Annotated in this window: 15 protein-coding genes and 1 tRNA gene; 6 read left to right on the top strand and 10 right to left on the bottom strand. The window is 53.9% G+C overall.

Annotated elements, in window-relative coordinates:
• Positions 1 to 3: 3 nt before the first annotated feature.
• Together BM030_RS16365 and BM030_RS16360 are read right to left on the bottom strand one after the other, a co-directional pair.
• On the bottom strand, positions 4 to 1,797 hold the full coding sequence (locus BM030_RS16365; RefSeq protein WP_090974682.1) for a chloride channel protein: 1,794 nt from the start codon (positions 1,795 to 1,797) through the stop codon (positions 4 to 6).
• A gap of 9 nt (positions 1,798 to 1,806) precedes the next feature.
• Positions 1,807 to 2,745: a hydrogen peroxide-inducible genes activator gene (locus tag BM030_RS16360; RefSeq protein WP_090974681.1), complete on the bottom strand. Its 939-nt coding sequence runs from the start codon at positions 2,743 to 2,745 to the stop codon at positions 1,807 to 1,809.
• A gap of 316 nt (positions 2,746 to 3,061) precedes the next feature.
• On the opposite strand from BM030_RS16360, the gene BM030_RS16355 reads away from it, so the two are divergent.
• Both BM030_RS16355 and BM030_RS16350 read left to right on the top strand, forming a co-directional pair.
• Complete coding sequence (locus tag BM030_RS16355) at positions 3,062 to 3,721, top strand: DUF6266 family protein (RefSeq protein ID WP_090974680.1); 660 nt, start codon at positions 3,062 to 3,064, stop codon at positions 3,719 to 3,721.
• A gap of 2 nt (positions 3,722 to 3,723) precedes the next feature.
• A complete protein-coding gene (locus tag BM030_RS16350; protein ID WP_090974679.1) occupies positions 3,724 to 4,287 on the top strand; it encodes a DUF6266 family protein in 564 nt (187 codons plus the stop codon).
• Here the strand turns inward: BM030_RS16350 and BM030_RS16345 are convergent.
• A tRNA-Thr gene (locus BM030_RS16345) sits at positions 4,287 to 4,359 on the bottom strand. The two genes, BM030_RS16350 and BM030_RS16345, sit on opposite strands and share 1 nt — an antisense overlap.
• Positions 4,360 to 4,449: 90 nt before the next feature.
• Positions 4,450 to 4,866, bottom strand: coding sequence for an OsmC family protein (locus tag BM030_RS16340; protein WP_090974678.1), 417 nt, complete (start codon positions 4,864 to 4,866; stop codon positions 4,450 to 4,452).
• A 107-nt stretch (positions 4,867 to 4,973) separates the two neighbouring features.
• Here BM030_RS16340 and BM030_RS16335 point away from each other — a divergent pair, with 107 nt between their 5' ends.
• Both BM030_RS16335 and BM030_RS16330 read left to right on the top strand, forming a co-directional pair.
• Positions 4,974 to 6,182, top strand: coding sequence for a polysaccharide pyruvyl transferase family protein (locus BM030_RS16335; RefSeq protein ID WP_090974677.1), 1,209 nt, complete (start codon positions 4,974 to 4,976; stop codon positions 6,180 to 6,182).
• A gap of 1 nt (position 6,183) precedes the next feature.
• The gene (locus tag BM030_RS16330; protein WP_090974676.1) at positions 6,184 to 7,404 is read left to right on the top strand and encodes a Coenzyme F420 hydrogenase/dehydrogenase, beta subunit C-terminal domain; all 1,221 of its coding nucleotides are present in this window, start codon (positions 6,184 to 6,186) and stop codon (positions 7,402 to 7,404) included.
• Here BM030_RS16330 and BM030_RS16325 read toward each other — a convergent pair.
• The 6 genes from BM030_RS16325 to BM030_RS16300 all read right to left on the bottom strand — a co-directional run bounded on the left by BM030_RS16325 (position 7,376) and on the right by BM030_RS16300 (position 16,543).
• Positions 7,376 to 8,572: a hypothetical protein gene (locus BM030_RS16325; protein WP_139215927.1), complete on the bottom strand. Its 1,197-nt coding sequence runs from the start codon at positions 8,570 to 8,572 to the stop codon at positions 7,376 to 7,378. The two genes, BM030_RS16330 and BM030_RS16325, sit on opposite strands and share 29 nt — an antisense overlap.
• A gap of 19 nt (positions 8,573 to 8,591) precedes the next feature.
• On the bottom strand, positions 8,592 to 9,956 hold the full coding sequence (locus BM030_RS16320) for an FAD-dependent oxidoreductase (protein WP_090974675.1): 1,365 nt from the start codon (positions 9,954 to 9,956) through the stop codon (positions 8,592 to 8,594).
• Positions 9,956 to 11,440: a RagB/SusD family nutrient uptake outer membrane protein gene (locus tag BM030_RS16315; protein WP_211657640.1), complete on the bottom strand. Its 1,485-nt coding sequence runs from the start codon at positions 11,438 to 11,440 to the stop codon at positions 9,956 to 9,958. Before BM030_RS16315 ends, BM030_RS16320 begins: the two co-directional genes overlap by 1 nt.
• Positions 11,441 to 11,446: 6 nt before the next feature.
• The gene (locus BM030_RS16310; protein ID WP_244519009.1) at positions 11,447 to 14,719 is read right to left on the bottom strand and encodes a TonB-dependent receptor; all 3,273 of its coding nucleotides are present in this window, start codon (positions 14,717 to 14,719) and stop codon (positions 11,447 to 11,449) included.
• A gap of 99 nt (positions 14,720 to 14,818) precedes the next feature.
• A complete protein-coding gene (locus tag BM030_RS16305) occupies positions 14,819 to 15,961 on the bottom strand; it encodes a FecR domain-containing protein (RefSeq protein ID WP_090974674.1) in 1,143 nt (380 codons plus the stop codon).
• A 33-nt stretch (positions 15,962 to 15,994) separates the two neighbouring features.
• Complete coding sequence (locus tag BM030_RS16300) at positions 15,995 to 16,543, bottom strand: RNA polymerase sigma factor (protein ID WP_090974673.1); 549 nt, start codon at positions 16,541 to 16,543, stop codon at positions 15,995 to 15,997.
• A 161-nt stretch (positions 16,544 to 16,704) separates the two neighbouring features.
• Between BM030_RS16300 and BM030_RS16295 the strand changes: the two genes are divergently transcribed.
• Positions 16,705 to 17,892, top strand: coding sequence for a cysteine desulfurase family protein (locus BM030_RS16295; RefSeq protein ID WP_090974672.1), 1,188 nt, complete (start codon positions 16,705 to 16,707; stop codon positions 17,890 to 17,892).
• 5 nt (positions 17,893 to 17,897) lie between these two features.
• The gene (locus tag BM030_RS16290) at positions 17,898 to 19,079 is read left to right on the top strand and encodes a THUMP-like domain-containing protein (protein WP_170845783.1); all 1,182 of its coding nucleotides are present in this window, start codon (positions 17,898 to 17,900) and stop codon (positions 19,077 to 19,079) included.
• The last annotated feature ends 3 nt before the right edge of the window (positions 19,080 to 19,082 follow it).

Below are 19,082 nucleotides of genomic sequence, written 5' to 3'. Positions count from 1 at the left end.
CGCCTACTCCAGATAAGCACCCTGCCGCATCAGCAGCGCGCGATATTTGTTAAAAACGGCCGACTTAGAAACGAATCCCATATAGTTTCCGCCGGCATCCACAACGGGGAGGATCCAAATGTCCTCCCTGTTCATTTTCTGCATCACCGACTCCATATTAGTGTCCATCTGCACGATATCCACCGGTTTTTCCGCCAGTTCACGCATGGTTCTATCAGCTTTCTCAGGGTTCTCCCCCAGCAGGATTTCAAACAGGCGCTCGCTGTAAATGATGCCGAGCAGCTTACCGTCATTGTCCACCACCGGGAAAATGTTACGCTTCGTATGGATGATGTCGTGCCTGCGGTCTACGGGTTTCTCATCGGGCCGGAGCACGGTAAAATTCCGTTCCAGCACATAGCGCAGCTTCATCATGCTCAGTACGGTACGATCCTTGTCTTCATGCGTCAGCAGATCGCCCTGCTCAGCCAGCCCTTTGGTATAGATGGAGTATTTCAGCACTGCACGGTTAATCAGGTAGGAAAGTGCCGTTACCAGCATCAACGGCACCATCAGGGCATAGCCTCCAGTAATTTCCGCAATCAAGAAAATAGCCGTCAATGGCGCATGCATAATGCCTGCCAGGGCGGCGGCCATACCCGCCACCACGAAGTTGGCCACATTTAGTTCGATCAGTCCGGTGAGGTTAACACCATAGGCAAAAGCAAACCCAAGCAAACCGCCCATCACCAAGCTCGGGCCGAACACCCCCCCGTTGCCACCGCTGCTGATGGTAATGAGCGAGGCGAGCGACTTGGCGAATACCGTGACCACGGCATACACCACAACGAGTAAGCCGATATGGCTGTACTCCGCAAAGATGCTGTTGGCCAGCAGCGAATCCATCCGCCCGTCGAGGATACGCTGGATGGCTAAATACCCTTCGCCATAGAGCGCGGGGAAAAGGAAAATAAGCAAACCCAAGCTCATGCCGCCCAGCCCAACCCGCTGGTAGGGGTTATTAATCCGGTCAAAAGCACGTTTTACCCAGGAACTGGCCTTCGCAAAGTAAATCGAAAACAACCCCACGATGGCGGCCAGCAACAGATAAAACAATAAGGCACGGAACTCCCAGTCGTCGGTAACCAGGTGAAACAGCGGTTCACTGTATATCAGTCGCGAGACTACCGACGCCGTGGCGGCAGCCATCAATAGCGGAATAAACGCCGGGATTGAAAACTCGGGCAGCAGTATCTCTATCGCGAAAATCATCCCTGCCACCGGGCTATTGAATGCCCCGGCAATGCCCGCCGCGGCTCCGCAAGCCAAGAGCATGGTCACTTCCCGGTAGTTCAGGCCGAAAAACCGTCCGGCGTTGGCGCCGATGGCCGAACCGCTGTAAGCGATGGGCGCTTCCAGCCCGGACGAGCCGCCGAAACCCACCGTGAGCGCGCTGGTGATAATCTGGGAATAAATGTTATGCGACTGTATCCTGCTGGATTTGCGGGAAATGGCATAGATAATGGGCGTCATCCCATGTTCGAACGTACCCCGCCTGATGAAACGGCGAACATACAATACGCTGAGTAAAATTCCGATGAGCGGGAAAAACAGGTAAAGGTAATATTTGTACTGCCACTGCACATCGTCTTGCAGCGAAGCCGCGATCCAATGGGTGAGCCCCTTGAGCAGTGCCGCGGCCAACCCGCCGACAATACCCACCACCACGGCAAGGATAACCAGGAAATTCCGGTTGGAGATTTTATGCATCCGCCATTGGTTAAGGCGGTAGATTAACTGCGGAATACGCCTGGGCATGACAACTACTTAATTAAATCCCACCACTTCTTTCTTTTTCCTTGACTTAAAGCGTTTGGGAACAGACGCCACAATCACCCGTTCCAATGCATCGAGCGCCTGTTTTTTCAGAAAATTGTGGGTGGTTACCAAACTGATTTCCCTTACCGGCTCAGGGGCCTTAAAGTACCGCACACGGGCCAACTGCTCCTCATCAAAGTCGGTTATGCTCAATTCCGGCAGGATGGTCGTACCCGAATTACTATCGACCATCCGTTTTAGGGTTTCCACGCTGCCCGTATTATAGTCGAAGGTTCCCTGCGGCTCCATGCTGCGCTTCCGCTGGCAGATGTTCAGCACCTGTCCACGCATGCAGTGCCCCTCCGTAAGCAACCATAGCTTGTCTTCCAGCACATCCTCTGCCGTCACTTCCTTTTTGTTAAGCAACGCACTTTTCGGCGACACATAAGCCACGAACGTTTCATAAAACATCGGGCGTTCAATAAGGGCTGAATCGTATACCGGCGTCGATAATATCCCGCAGTCCAGCAACCCCACCTTCAGCTCCCGGATAATCTTCTCCGTGGTATATTCCCATACCTGAACATGCAGCTTGGGAAACTGCTCCATGAAACTGCCCAATACCCTTGGCAACAGATAAGGTGCAACGGTGGGGATTATCCCGATGCGGAGCTCGCCCGCCAGCTCCCCTTTTTTCAATTGCACCAATTCCCGGATTTTACGGCTCTCGGTGAGCACCACCCTGGCTTGTCTAATAATTTCGACCCCGACCTCCGTCGGCACGATAGGCTGCTTGCTCCGGTCGAATATGCGCGCGCCGATAGACTCTTCCAGCTTCTGTATCTGCATGCTCAACGTTGGCTGGGTGACGAAACACTTTTCGGCAGCAGCCACAAAACTCCGGTAGGTATCTACGGCTATAATGTATTCTAATTGTACAAGCGTCATGGTATCGACAAAATTGATGCAAAGATATAAAATTAAACGGGTTGTCCTTTCCGAATGCCGCTTATCCCCATTTCGCGCCCAAGCTAAAGCAAACCTGAAACAAAACCAATAATAAATTGGAAGAACTATAAGTTTTCATCGTATTTTTATCGTAAATTCATCGTATTTTAATCGTATTAAATACGATGAAAATAGGCTATTTTTTAGTTAATCATAGCTAAATATATCAGATTATTCTTATTTTTGCTATGAATAGATTAGGGACTTATAGCAGAAGGCGGACGGACAGCGTAAAAACAATGGATAAAGCCAAACTATGGGAACTTTCGAAAATGGCATAAACGGACCTTTCCGAGGGCGGGTGGGCCACGTGGTGGGCAGCAAATGGCGAAGCATAAACTACATGAAAAGCCTGCCGCGCGCCAGGCGCAACAAGCGACCTCCCACGCCTCAACAAGCGCTACAGCACCAGAAGCTCACGCTGTTAAATCAATTTCTGCGTAACATCAGACCGTACCTGGAAACCGGGTTCCGGCAGTATACCGGCAGGGCTACGGGTGTAAACGCGGCCTGTCACTTCAATTTTGACCACGCTTTCCTCCTCGATGACGGCAAGGTGAGCCTTAACTATCCCGCGTTGAAGTTCAGTCACGGATCGCTGTATACCGCCGGCGACGAACGTGCATGGCGGAAAAACGACGGCATACAAGTAACCTGGCATCCCAAAACCTACGGCATGGGCGGTGCGCCCGATGACATTGCCTTCCTTTTCGCATACAGCCCCGAACAAGATATATTTTATTCAACCCGCGGTCCGGTAGTCCGGCAAGACGGTTCAGCATATATCCCGTTTGATGGAGATGATGCAGGCCGGGAAGTCCACCTATGGCTGTTCTTTGCCGATAATCGGCGAACAAGGGTTTCGAATACCGTATACATTCCGCTGTCTGATCCGCCTACGCCCGAAGACCAATAACCATGGAATTTTTCTACGACGTTAACAAACCCAAGAAAAAAGCACAGCCCTACGGCAAGCTGGCCGTGCAACAACGCATGCGCCTGGCCATGGCTTTCCTGAATCCCCTCCGGCCCGTCATTGCCGAAAGCTGGCTGCGCCATGGCCAAGGCAGCAAGAAAAAGGCATTCGGGCAGGCGCTGAAGAAATTGATGGAAGACGCCCTGGAGGGCGAGTATCCCGATCAGCACGTGATACCGGAGCGGGTAACCATCAGCATGGGCATGTTGCCCGCGCTGCAGCTTTCCGATGTGGTGCACAGCCGGGAAAAACTGGAAGTCTACTTCTCCGGCGGCAACAGTCGGATGGCACTTGCCCACGACGAGGTGGTGCTGGTGGTCTATAGTCCCGAAGCCGGCGTTGCGGGGCGCAACACCGATGTGTGCGTCCGGGCCGATGGATATATCGCTGTGGATCTGCCGCCGCAGTTACGGACCACGCCGTTCCACGCGTACCTGTTTGCGCACCGCGCTAACCGGAAACAGTACAGCAAAAGTGTTTACGTGGGTGGTTTATCCCCCTTATGAGCCGACGACGGGATTCGAACCTGCGACCTACGCATTACGAATGCGTTGCTCTACCAGCTGAGCTACGTCGGCATCGGTAAATTTACCGATGCAAATATAACGCGGCAGCCTGCATTTGCAAAATGCCGCTGGTATTTTTTTCGTCCGCCCCGCCGGGCCATGTCAGGCCAACTTGGCCGTCAGCTCAATGGTCGTATCCAGCAGTTTCGATATCGGGCAGATGTCTTTGGCTTTGGCCGCGATTTCCGTAAACTCCGGTTCCGAAATACCGGCCACCTTGCCGGTAAGGTAAAGTTCTATCAGCGTGACGCTGCCGTCTTCAAACGTCACCTTTGCTTCTGTATCCAGGCTTTCCGGCTCGTATCCCTTTTCTGAAAGCAGGAAACTCAGTTGCATGGTAAAACAGCCCGAATGGGCAGCGGCGACCAGCTCTTCGGGATTGGTGCCCACACCATCTTCAAAACGGGTTTTGTAGGAGTATTGGGTGCTGCTCAACACGCCGCTCTGGGTGCTCAGCGTGCCGTGGCCGTCCTTTCCGGTGCCTTTCCATTCGGCGTTTGCTTTTCTGGTAAACTTCATCGTAAAGATATTTATCGTGAAATATTTAATGTAACCGTCGGTATAACAACCGGACCGCCAGAATTGTTCGCGCCAAGTTTGGCACTATTCATGCGCATGCTCCCGCGATGAACCGAAACGATAGCAAACAAATCGGGATAATCTGGGCCAACCCGTACAACAAGAACCTCGGTGTTGCGGCACTTGCCTACGCTTCGCTGGCCCTGCTGCACGATGTAGCCAGGGCACACGGCGTGCGGGCAGCGTTTTCTTTCTTTGGCAGCGAGCGTACAGGAATGGACGAATTGACGGTGGGGGACGCTTCCATCCCCTTCCGGAACATTCCCGGCCTCGACTTCCGCGACTGGAAATGGCGCCTCAAACTGTTGCTGGCCCCCCACAAATACGGACTGAACGATATCCGCGCCATTGACTACGCATTTGATATCGCGGAGGGCGACAGCTTTACCGATATCTACGGCGATGTACGGTTCCGGAAGATCCGGAACAGCAAAGTCTACTTCGGCAAACGGGTGAAAAAGCTGGTCCTGCTGCCGCAAACCATCGGCCCATTCCGCAATCCGGAAAACGAACGGTCGGCTTTGCAGGCCATGACGTATGCCGATCTGATTATCAGCCGCGACAGGCAAAGCTATGATTACACGGCCGGCCACCTGCCGCACCACAAGCTCGCGGAAAGCATTGATGTAGCCTTCTATCTACCGTTCAGTTCGTTGCGGTTTGACGGCGACCGTATCCATGTGGGCGTTAATGTGTCAGGGTTGCTCTGGAACGGCGGATATACCCGCAATAACCAGTTTGCCATGCAGACCGACTATAAAAGCCTTATACGGAAAACGCTGACTTTTCTCTGTGCAATGGAAAACGTGCAAGTGCACCTGGTGTCGCACGTTATTCCCGAACAACAGCCCGTTGAAGACGACTATGCGGCAGCGCTGGCGCTGAAGGAAGAGTTTCCCGGAGCGGTGGTGGCCCCGCGGTTCAGCTCGCCCATCGAAGCAAAAAATTACATCGGTGGCCTCGACTTTTTCACGGGCGCCCGCATGCATGCCTGTATCGCTGCATTTGCAGCCAACGTACCTGTATATCCGATGGCATACAGCCGAAAGTTCAATGGCCTGTTTGCCGACACCCTGCGATATCCCTGGCTGGGCGATTGCGTAAACGATGGCGAAGCGGACGTGTTCAGCGGCCTCCGGGCCGCATTCGATAACCGGGAGGCACTGAAAGTTGCCATTGCGGAAGCTAACCAAACCATTGTGGCACCCCGTTTGTCTGCATTGAAGGACTTATTATCCAACATACTTCAATCATAAGATGAATATGCCTTCTGCCATCGAATGGATCGATCGCAACCGCCTTTGCCTGGGCTGCGGATTCTGCGAGAGCCTGTGCGGCAAAGAAAATGTATCGATGCAAATCGGTGCCGACGGCTTTTTCCACCCCAACGTCATCCGCCGCCAACCGGAAAAAGAATCCATTGTCCTGCGCGTATGCCCCGGGCTCAATGTGGTCAATGACATCCGGTTCGCAAAAAACGAACGGATATGGGGGCGTATCCTGTCGTTGCACGCTGGGTTTGCAACCGACGCCGCTGCGCGCCGGAAGGGCTCTTCCGGCGGCGTGGTGAGTGGCCTTGCCATCCACCTTCTTGACACCGGACAGGTAGACGCGGTATTGCAGGTGGGTGGCGAGCGCGACGATTACCACCGCAACAGCCTGCGGGTATCGGTGAACAGGGACGACATACTGCGATGTGCTTCTTCGCGGTATGCCCCCGCGCTGGTGTTCGACCGCATCCTGCAGCTCCTGGAAACCACGTCGCACCGGTTCTGCTTTATCGGCAAGCCCTGCGACATTTCTGGCCTGAAAAACCTGCTCACCGTATATCCGCAATACCGATCTCGGTTTGTGGTCACAGTGGCCATCCTCTGTGCGGGCATGCCTTCTTTCCGGGGCACGCAAGCCATTGTCGACCAACTCGGGGCCGTGCCTCCGGTGTCGGACTTAACCTACCGCGGCAACGGATGGCCGGGTTACTTTTCCTTTATCGATAGCCGGCAACGCACTTATCGACAAAGTTATAACGACTCATGGGGGAAAAATCTCAACCAGCACCTGCACTTCCGCTGCAAGCTCTGCCCCGAGGGTATCGGCATACAGGCAGACATTGCCGCTGGTGATGCGTGGGAAACCACCGATGGCTACCCCGATTTCGCCGAACGCGACGGGCAAAGCCTCGTCATCGGCCGTACGGCCACCGGTGTGGCACTGCTGGAGGCCGCGGCAGCGGACGGGGCACTGGCATTGGCGCCCCTCGCCGTTGAGCAGTTACGGATGATGCAACCCTACCAGTACAACCGCAGGACACGCGCATTCTCCCGTAAGCTGGCCATGTGGCTCGGCAGCGGCATCCGCCTTAACTTCAGGCACCTGCGGCTCTTCAGCGCGATGCTGATGGCCGATAAGTTACTGCTGCTCAAAGATTTCAAAGGTACGCTCCGCCGCGTCAGGGCGCGGAAGACGCAACTTCCCTGAGGTAACGCGCAGCCAAGTTGGCGATGTAGCGGTTCGGGCTGCGCTCCAAGCTCCGTATTTTAGCCAAGGTATCCGGGTCGGTAACATTGAACTTGCCGAATAAGCGGAAAACACCCGCCAGGGGCTCACCATTCAGCTCGTCCAACTGCGTACGGAACCCACCTATCAGCTGACTGTTCAATACCGGTGCTTCCATCAACTTATCGATGACCAGCTTCTTGAGGCTGTAGTCGCCCTCCACAAAAGCCGCCAATAAGCCCTGCTGCAAGCTATCATCGCCCAGCGCATCGGACGGAATCGCTGCCAGCGCCCGCTCGGCGAGGCTGTAACTTGTTCCGTTGATGACCGCAAGCAATGCCTGGCGCAATTGGGGGGTCACGGGCACCCTGTCTCTGATACGGCTGAGCGCCCAATGCCGGTCGCTTACATCCGGACTGGCCAGAAGCTGGCATACCAAGCCCGGCGTGAGCGCCTCTTCCGTAATGCGCATCACCTCATCCCGGGTCCTGCCATAAACCAAATGCCACATCGTATAGGTTGTATAAACCGCGCCTTTCACGACATGGCGGAGCACGTCTTTTGATGTCGGCCCCGTAACGCCGTCCAGCAACCCGCCCATCGCCGCTTTAGGCACCAGGTCGTCGTAACTGAAGTTTCCCAACGGCGAGAGGGAGTCCGCAAGAATATTGTTCAACGCATGGTATTCATCCGGCCTGAAGGGCTCATGCTCCGCTTTGCTGAGAAATTCCCCAGGAGGAAGCTCGAAGCCGAGGTACCTGCCTGTAACGTTCCAATACAAGTGCACCCGCAACAGCCGGCAATTCCCCTCGAAACACACCTCCGTAGTCACCTTACGGTAATAGGCCAGCGGGTTATCCGTGGCAGACAGCAACTGGAACAACGTATCCTTTCCTGCACCTGTCGCTCCCGTATCGATGAGCAGCGTCTGTTCATTCGCCACCTCCAGCGGAAGCGCCGCTACCTGAAAGTACCGCACCGGCCGATCTGATCCCTGCGCCGCAACCCTCCCGGATACAGCAACCAACAACAGCACCGCGACCACCCACCACCTATCACCGATCACCGAACACCCACCACCGACCACCGACCACCGATCACCCACCACCGACCACCGACCACCGATCACCGAACACCCACCACCGACCACCGATCACCACCCCCCACAATTAACCTCCCTTTTCCGGCACAATAGCACCATGTTCCCGCAGCAGGTTACGGATGTCGTCAATAGCCACCTCAGCGGGCGTTTTTCCCTGCATACTAGCCAATACCGCAGCGGCGGCGGCGGCCTGGCCCATGCCCATGCAGGAAGCCTGAACACGTAAGGCCGAGTTGGCCAACCGGTCGCTGCCGATGCACCGTCCGGCGACGATCAGGTTGCGGCTGCCTTTCGGAATTAACGCGCGCAACGGCACGGTAGGCACCTTACCTTCCTCCAACTGCTTGGGAACCACGCCATGTTCATCGTGAAGGTCAATGGGATAATACGAATATGAAACCGCATCGTCGAACACCCTGCCCGACACATAATCGTCGTGGCTGACCCGATAAATGCTATCTATCCGGTACGTCTCGCGCACCGCTGTTTCGTTCTGCATATCCAAAATTTTCAATTTTTCCAACCCCGGCAATGTACGGAGAAAACGCACAGTACGCAACAGCGACGCACGGCCTTTGAGGTTAGCTACCGTATGCGTTTCGGACGTCGTCGAATCCGCACCGGCGATATGCTGGACGTTATCGCCGGCATTACGAAGCAACGACACCACATTCAGGAATTCACCACGGACCAAATCCCCCCGTTGCACCGCTTCCTGGAACCGTTGCTTGATTAACCCCATATCCAGATCTTCCAGCCTGTACCCTCCTATCTGAAACATCAGGGTACCCGGCTGGATTTCGGCCTCCCGCAACAGGTCGAACCCGGCAAGCGAGACGGCCCAGGCATTTCCTGTGCAGTCAATCAACTGGTTACAATAAATGTCCGTCTGGGTTCCTTTGCCTATGGTAGTCACCTTCCAGCCATTCCGGTGGCGGGCTATCTCCACCGGTGTTTCATAAAACCGGAGATCTACGCCCGCTTCCACGCACTTCTCTTCAATAACTAACGCATACAGCGGACCATTCAACCGTACTTGGTGCCGCCAGTGCTGCCTTCCGTGCGGGATGGAGAAGTTGGGCAACACATCATCGTTCAAGGCTACCGCTTCCTGTACCAGCTCCCAACCGATACCGCCAATCACCTGTTTGCCCCAGGCGAAGAAAATACCCGGGAACGCCACGCCACCGGTAGTGGTGGTTCCCCCCAGCATGCTGCCGTTCTCGACCAATACCGTCCGCCGTCCGGCCCGTCCGGCCTGGATGGCGGCGATAACCCCGGCGGTACCGCCCCCCACAACCAGGATATCGGTTTCAACACTACTTTTCTTGACCCTTCGGGGGCCCTGCCGTACTTCCCCTTTCAGCAAGTGGGGCGACGCCATGCCCAGCGACACGGCACCTAAGGTTGCTATAGCTGTTCTACGTTTCATCAATACCCTGGGTTTTGATCCCGTGTTGGATCCAATGCATTGTTAAAATTCATTTCCGAGGCCGGGATTGGCCACAGCAGGTGTTTTTCTGCGATAGGCTTACCTTTCCCATACTGCACCAACTCATGAACTTTTCCGGTTCTTTTCAGTTCCAGCCACCGCTTACCTTCATAGATAAACTCATAGCCGCGTTCCTGAATAACACGGTCGATAAACGTTTCCACCGTATAGTCAGCCACATCGAGATCGACAGGCGAGGGTGTTTCCGGATCATATCCGTAAGCCCGCCGGTGCACCTTATTCAGAGCCTCCATAGCTGCGGCGCTGACTGTATTCTCCGCACGGGCAGCAGCCTCAGCATACAACAGTAATGCGTCAGGGTACCGGAAGATAGGCTGATCATTACCTGCACCGTATTGACTCACGGCCTGGGGGTCGGCATACTTCGAACTAATCAGCGCATTGGGTGCATTTCCATAGTTTATCCGGCTCCACATCCCTTTCCGGATATCGTCGTCATTCCAGTTGATGTAGTTCGGATTAGAAGCATCACCGTGTACAGCATAAGCTCCACCCCCATTGATATACAGGTTCATGCTTGGGTGAAGCGATATCCACAGGATATAGTTCCCCTGGTTATCGATCCGGGCATACTTCAGCGCAAATATTTCCTCGTTCTGTGCGTTGGTGACCGCATCATCAGGTCCGAAGATCTTCGTTTGGATATCTTCCACTGAACTTACGGGCACCAGGCTGAACCCACCCTGCTGGATTACTTCATTAGCTCTCGCTGCTGCCTCTGCCGGTCTGTTCAGATTCAGAAACACATCAGCCAGCAGCGTTTTGGCGGCCCATCGGGTTGGCCTACCCTTCACCGAAGGCGTAGGGGGCAAATTGGTTTCTGCGTCCAGCAAGTCACTAACAATCAAATCATATATATCATCGACGCTGCTCTTCGGCAGATCGCGCTGTATCATGTTCGCTTCGGTGCGCAGGGGTACGCTCCCCCAGTTTTGCACAAGCTGATAGTAAAGGAACGCCCGGAGGAATTTTGCTTCCCCCACATATTTAGCAATATCCTGCTGACTGATGCTGGTACCGTTGGGTGCATTCAGAATAACCAGATTGGCATTGCGTATCCCCACATAAAAGGCATTCCAGAATCCTTGCACACGGGTGATGTTAACGTCATTCAATCCCTGGTACTGGCTTAACGGCTCCCATGAGCCCCGGCCAACCATCCAGTCAGACTGGCACTCCAGGGTTGCGATATAATTGGCAAACTGCGCTTCCCGGGCCTGCCGGAGCGGCAGCAATATGGCGTTCACAGCCGTTTCGACCTCCGATGGGGTATTGTAAAAAACTGATTCAGCAATCCGCTTGGGCTTCTCCACCAGCCATTCACTGCAACTGGCCAGCATGATACCCGATATGACTAAAATAGCTAATTTCTTCATGATCTTCTTCTCAAACAATATAACCATAATTTTTTAAAATCCGGCGCGTAAACCAAAGGTGACGGTTTTCGCAATAGGATATCCGTTATAGTCCAACCGGAAGTTCGATTCCGGATCCCACCAGGAATAATTGGTCAATGTCCATAAATTCTGTCCGCTGACGTATACATTCAACGCTTTCGCCCACCGGATACCGAACGATTGCACCGGCACATTATAGCCTAAGCTGATGTTTTTAAGCCGTAGGTAAGAGCCATCCTCTACAAACCTATCGGAAATATTGGCATTGACGGTGTTGCCGATAGCCGGATATTTGGCGTTCGGGTTTTCCGGCGTCCAGTGATTATACAGTACGTCCCTGAGCGTATTCACCCCCGAAGCATAATCAATGGTGGTTATTGAGCTGGCATTGAAGATATCGTTACCATAAATGCCCTGGAAGAAGATATTCAGCTCAAAATTCTTGTATGACATGGTGGAATTAAGGCCATAAATAAAGTCGGGATTCGGATCTCCGATATACGTTTTATCCGCCGCATTAATAGAGCCATTCCCGTCCACATCTTTGTATTTGATTTGACCAGTTTCATTATAACCGTCTTCGACATAGCCCCAGAACTGTCCTACAGGCCTTCCCTCGCGGAGGATACTGGTGTAATCGTTCACAATAACCATCCCGATTTGGTCACGGAGAATATCTTCACCGTTGTGCAAAGAAACTACCTTATTGCGGTTAAACGCAATATTGCCGTTCAGGTGCCAGGTAAATGGTCCGCGGATAACATCGCCTTCCAGCGCGAACTCCACCCCCCTGTTCTGCACCTTACCCACGTTCATTACGGTATTGCTGTATCCCATGGAAGCCGGCAACCCTACCGGACTCAATAAGTCAGAGGTATTTTTGATGTAGAAGTCGGCCGTAAAGGTCAGTCTGTTCCTCAGGAAGCCCATATCAAGTCCAAGGTCCATCTGTTCAGTCGATTCCCACCAAAGGACGCCGGGAAACTGGGCAGCGGGAGCAAATGTATTGTGATATTGATTGCCCAGGATGATTCGATTGCCAACAAGAAGGTTCTGCGTTGTATAGGGATCTATGGCCTGGCTTCCGGTGAGCCCCCAACTGGCGCGCAGTTTCAGGTCTGAGAACACATTCTGCCCCGCCATGAAAGCCTCATTTGAGATACGCCACGCCAGGGCTGCCGACGGAAATGTTCCCCACTTATGCCCGTCACTGTACCGGGACGATCCATCTCGTCGGAAACTTATGGTAGCCAGGTAGCGGTCGTCGTAGTTATAATTAACCCTACCCAAATAAGAAAGCAAAACAGACTTAATATAATTTGAAGACGGATGGTTAGGTTGCCCCTGGGCGCTCCCTAAATCATAGGTCTCCTGAATATCACTCAGGAAAATGGTTCCGCTGGCCGACAGCGGTGTCGACAAAAAGTCCTGGTAAGTGAATCCCGCCACTGCCGACACGGTATGCTTGCCGCCGAACGTCTTGTTATAATTCAAGGTGTTTTCGTTCAATAGGCTGACATGCTGTATGGTAGAAACCGATGCCGCTCCCTGACTGCCGAAGAACCTGGTTGTCGTATAATTGTCGGTACGGTCATCGCGATTTTCAATACCGCCAGCGATTTTCAATGTCAGGTCTGGTGTAATGTGATAGGAAATAGCCGCGTTGATTAACGCAACATTAGCACGTGTGGTGCTGTTCTGCTCATTAATAAAATTAATGGGGTTCCGCAGCTCGCCGGCCAAAAACGAATGGTGGTTCAGCGGGATGGTATACGACCCATCCGGCTCGTAGGGCGTAAGCGTAGGCGGCATGGCCAGCGCTGCGCCAAACATTGAACTACCGCGGTTGCCACCGCCACTATCCCGCCGACTGGTTTTTAACCGTGACAACGTGCTTGTCAGCTCCACATCGAACCGATCGCTGATTTTGTGGTTCAGGTGTGAGCGCAGTGAATACCGGAGGTAATCGCTGCCTTCTATAATTCCGTCTTGCCCATAATAACTGCCCGACACGGAGAACTGCGTTTTCTCGTTGCCCCCAGCAATATTGAGTGCAGCCGTAGACATGGGTGCTGTAGAAAACAGCATGTCTTGCCAATCGTACCCCTCGCCAAAGGCAGCTATCTCCTCATCCGTAAAATGGGGTGCGGCGTTGGTATTGGCCGCGTGTATATTATAGAACCGGGCGTATTCGCTGGCGTTCATCAAGTCCAGCTTTTTAATGGCACTTTGTGTGCCATAAGACGTCTCGAAGTCCACTCTTGTTTCTCCTGCCTTTCCTCTCTTGGTGGTGATTAACACCACACCGTTGGCGCCCCTGGACCCATAAATGGCCGTGGCCGAAGCATCTTTCAGGATTTCGATACTTTCGATATCAGCCACGTTGATATGCGAAGGGTTGGGTGTATTGCCTGAAATAGGAAATCCATCGATAACGTAAAGCGGTTCATTACTCCCTTGCAAGGAGTTTCCCCCACGGATACGCACGCTCATGGCCGGCCCGGGCGCTCCCGAACTGGGGCGTATCTGCACACCTGCCGCACGCCCCGAAAGGGATTGGATGACGTTTGCATTAGGGAATGCATTTACGTCTTTGGCTTTAACCTGCGCAACGGAGCCGGTAAGATCACGTTTGCGCACGGTACCGTAACCAATAACCACCACCTCATCGATGTCTTCCACACTTTCTGCAAGTGTTACATTAATGGTAGGATTGTTGCCTACCGCGACTTCCTGCGCGGTATACCCCAAGCGGCGGAATACCAGAACGTCGCCCGCCGAAGCATCGATGCTGAAGCGCCCATCAGCATCCGTGGACACGGAGTTGTTGGTTCCTTTTACCGTTACCGTGACCTCCGAAACCGCGCCCCTGCGGTCCGTTACCCGGCCATTGACGGTCTGCTGTACTGGCGCAGATGCCTGCACAACAGCCGGCGAAGCGGCACGTTCCAGCACGATGACACGGTTGCGCCGCAGCTCATACCGGATATCCCGGCCTTTCAGCAAGGTATTCAGCACCTCGGTTAAAGGACGGTTCTTAAAATCGAAACTGACGCGTTCACGGTCGTCCAGCACCTGGTTGCCGTAAAAAACCGTCAAGCCGGTCTGTTTCCGTATCATGCCAAAAGCATCCGCCAGTGATACGTTTTTTCCGCTCATACTCACAGATCTTGCTGTGAGTTCCTGCCAATCGTTACCTGCCCGCGCCATCCCAATGAAAAGGGAGAACAGCAATGGCAGCACGAAAATCCGTTTTCCGATAAACTTAAATGTAAGGTTGTCCATCTGTTAATATAGTTTATAATTCACATGGGCATATGATGCCCCGGGTTACCTATACTACACACGGTCCGTAAAAACGGGTGAAGGAAAATTTAATTTTATTCAGTGGAGGTACAGGACGTCACCAGCAATCCGGTGAGCGATACCGGTTGAGGCCTTCAAATCCGCCAAGAAATAGGTGATATCACCCCGTTCCATAAGTCCGGTAATCCGGTGTCTGACGAGCGATGCGTCTTCCAAAGAAACAGACAATCCGTACCAGCGGTTGATGACCAGTGCCAGATCATCCAATGAAGCATTGCGGAAATAATAGATCCCCTCCTTCCAGGCCAGTATTGCGGTCTCGTCAAACTCGGTCTTTTCGAATCCCTTACCATTGTAGGTCGCAGCATACCCCGGTTGCAATGGCAAACGCTGGCCTCCGCCAACGAGCACGACGCTCCCTTCAACCAGGGCCGTTTCAACGCGCTCCGGCTGATAGCTGTTTACATTAAACCGGGTGCCGAGCACGTGTATCTGGTTCCGTCCGGCATGGACGATGAACGGCTTCTCCTTGTCAGCGGCAATTTCGAAATAGCCTTCGCCCTCCAGCGACACCTCGCGGGTACCTTCTGTGAAACGGGATGGGAAGTGCAGTTTGGACATGGCGTTAAGCCAGACCTTTGAACCATCGGGAAGAACAATCCGATAAGTGGCTTTCATCGGCACCACGAGCGTGTTCATCACCACTTCTTCGGAATGAACCACCTGCAGTTCTTCAGCCGCTGTACGAACAGACATGCCCTGCAGTTCGATGGTTGTGGGAGATGCAGCGGTATCCAGGTTGAGCGACTGACCATTACTGGAAATCAATTGTACATGCGGATTGGCTGTTGCGGCGACGGGGAACACCACTGGCCCGTTTGCAAGCTGAACACCTCCGTCGTCTCTTAGCGTGTACCATACGGACATCGCCACCAACAGCAGGGCTGCAGCCGCTGCATAACGCCCGATCCGCTGAATCCGCCCGGTTCGCTTTCCCTTCAGCCGCTGTTTGACTTTGCGGAGTTCCTCTTCCGGTGCTATACCGGCAAGAAAACCCTCGGGATCCAGCCGTTTCCGGTCTTCTTCCATCGATTGCCAAACCTGCCGGGCTTCGCTGTCTGTGGCGAGCCACTGCTCCAACCGCTCATTGTCGGCCGCTGATATAACCCCTGACAGCTTCTCGATATACCATTGCCTGATTTGACCGTAATTGGATTCCATATACTGGTAATACACACCTTCCGGAGATTCGGGTTAAATTTTTCTGTAATTAGTGAGGGTCTGGCGCAGTTTCTTCAGTCCCAGTTTCAGGTGCGTTTTCAGCGAATTGACGCTGATACCCATTTTTTCCGCGGCTTCCTGGTACCTTTTATCCTGCACATACACTAACGTAAGCGCTTCTTTGCGCTGCATGGATAACTGGCCAAAAGCCTCGTGCAGCCGATTGTAAACCCCTTCCGTTTGCGCTCTTTCGCCGGATCGTTGCGCATACATCGCCTCAAGTTTAAGTTGTTCAAGCCGCTTTTTATCATTTTCCATTTTACGCAGCCGGTTCAGGCACCTGTTTTTAACCGATTGGTACAGGTATCCCTTAATGTCGCCTTCCAAGTCTGCATAACGCTTTTTCTCAAAAAGCTCCACAAAGAAGTCCTGGACGAGCTCCCGTGCTTCCTCGGCATCTTTCAGGTAAAAGTAAGCATTTACGCACAACATCTCGTAATATTTAAGAAAGATGGCGTCATATGCCTCCGCATCGGCCTGTCTCGACTTACTTATCCCTTCAATAGCTGCTGAATAGCTCATAAACACATTCCTTGGTTTACCTTTGGTTCTTCACCGGCTGCGGCTACAGGCCGGCAGCGTCTGGCAAAATAGCAACAAAAATTGCCAAATTCAAAAAACCGGGAGCAGCACAGTGCAGCATGGTACGACCGTTTGTCCGCTAAAAACCGTAAATTCGCAACATGGATGGGCTTATTTACCTGGACAACAATGCGACCACGCCGCTTGATGCGCAGGTGCTGGAGGCGATGATGCCCTATATGACCAGCCTTTTCGGCAACGCATCCAGCTTGACACACCGCGCCGGCCGCGCGGCGGCAGCAGCGGTGGACATCGCCAGGGAACAGGTTGCCGCACTCATCGGCGCCACCCCAAAGGAAATCGTATTTACTTCAGGCGCCACTGAAGCCATCAACATGGCTATTAAAGGGGTGTTTGAGCACTACCAGACCAAGGGGAAACACTTCATCACCTGCCTTACGGAACATAAAGCCGTGCTTGATACACTGGCGTACTTAGCCAAAAAGGGCGCGGAGGTTACCTACCTGCCCGTAGACGGGCAGGGCCGTCTGGACCTGCGCCTGCTGGAAGAAGCCATCCGGCCGGACACAGTGCTGGTGGCATTGATGCATGCCAATAACGAAACGGGGGTCATCCATCCCGTGGAAGCGATCGCGGCCATTGCGGCCAAGCACGACGTCCTGTTCTTCTGCGACGCCACACAGGGCATAGGCAAGGTTCCCTTGAACGCCCCGGCCGTTGGCATCGATCTGCTCTGCGTGAGCGCACATAAACTGTACGGGCCTAAAGGCGCGGGCGCATTGTACATCCGGCGGAAAAACAAACGTATACAGACAGGGGCCCTATTTCACGGAGGCGGACAAGAAAACCGCTACCGCGCAGGCACCCTGAACGTGCCGGGCATCGTGGGCCTGGGTAAAGCGGCGGAACTTGCGGCGCACGACATGCTGGCCACGGGCCACCGGCTGGCCCAGCTGCGCGATGAACTGGAAGCTGCGCTGACCCAGCTTCCGGCCACGTTCATAAACGGGCGACAAGCGCCGCGTCTGCCGCATGTGAGCAACATCACGTTCCGGCACCTGAAGGCCGACCAAATCATGGCCGGTGCGCCCGGCATTGCGCTTGCCTCCGGTTCTGCCTGCGTAAGCGGCACGCGCGACCCTTCGCACGTGCTGAAAGCCATGGGATTAACCGATGCCGATGCACACGCTTCCCTGCGTTTCAGCCTTGGCCGGTTCAACACGGACGACGATATCCGCACCTGCACCGCCCAGATCAGCGCTGCCGTGGAGCGGTTACGGGAGTCTTCGCCTGTCTGGCAACTGTACGAAAACGGAAAGATCGAATGACGGCCATGAACCCTCGAATCCTTACGATGGAGGTACAGCACTACCTCCGTGAACAGGAGCAGACCGTGCCAGCTGACATGGCACTGCGCCGGAGCCCTTTTCCCGGGGTGTCGGCAGCGGAGCTGGCCCAGCAACTGGACGGCAGGCAGCGGTGCCGCCTGAAATTGCCCCTTTGGTATGAAACCCCGTGCATTTATTATCCGGGCAAATTATCCATCGAACAAGCGTCGTCACATATCACCGCGGCATACAAAGCCAGCCTGATACCGCATGGAAGTCGGATGGCCGACCTCACCGGCGGCTTCGGCGCCGATGCCTATTTTTTTTCCAGGCATGCAACGTCTGTGGTGCATTGCGAAAAACAGCAAGTGCTCTCACAGATTGCCCAGCATAATGCGGCTGCGCTGGCCGCAGACAACATCACGTTCGTAGCTACCGACGGCCTGGCCTACCTGCTGGATCAACCCGCCGACACGTTTGATTGCGTGTATATCGACCCGTCGCGGCGCGTGCAGCAGCGCAAGGTGTTCCGGCTGGAAGATTGCGAACCCAACGTGGTGAAATACCAGGCACAGCTTTTGGAAAAAGCCGAAAAGGTAATCATCAAAGCAGCACCATTGCTCGACATCTCCATGGCACTCGAAGCCTTGCCGAACATCAGTGAAGTCCACGTCGTCAGCACCGGCAATGAGTGCAAGGAATTGTTGCTGGTGGCCGAGCGGACTCCCGCACCTGCGCCGCGCATTGTCGCAGCAATGGCCGATGGCGTTCAACCGCACATCTTCCCTTTCCACCTGGCCGAAGAAAAAGCCGCCGTACCCCAATTCGGGCTGCCGGAACGTTACCTCTACGAACCGGATGCCGCGCTGCTCAAAGCGGGAGCATTCAAGCTTACCGCCCAGCGCTATGGGCTGAAAAAGCTCCATCAGCACACCCATCTTTATACTTCAGCGGAAGCCATACCCCAGTTCATGGGCAGAAGATTTTATGTAGATAACATACAATATTACGCAGATTTTAAGCGGGATAAAAAAACAGTCCGCGGAAATGTCAGCACGCGTAATTTCCCCCTGAAGCCGGAAGAACTGCGCAAAAAGCACCGGATACAGGAGAGCGGTGATGCCTACCTGTTTTTCTGCAAGGGCATGAACGATAGCCTGTTGGTCATCTTTGCATCAAAATGCTGAAGG

It is taken from the genome of Parapedobacter composti (genome assembly GCF_900112315.1).
GTDB lineage: Bacteria > Bacteroidota > Bacteroidia > Sphingobacteriales > Sphingobacteriaceae > Parapedobacter > Parapedobacter composti.
This window is presented reverse-complemented; position numbering and strand designations above follow the sequence as displayed.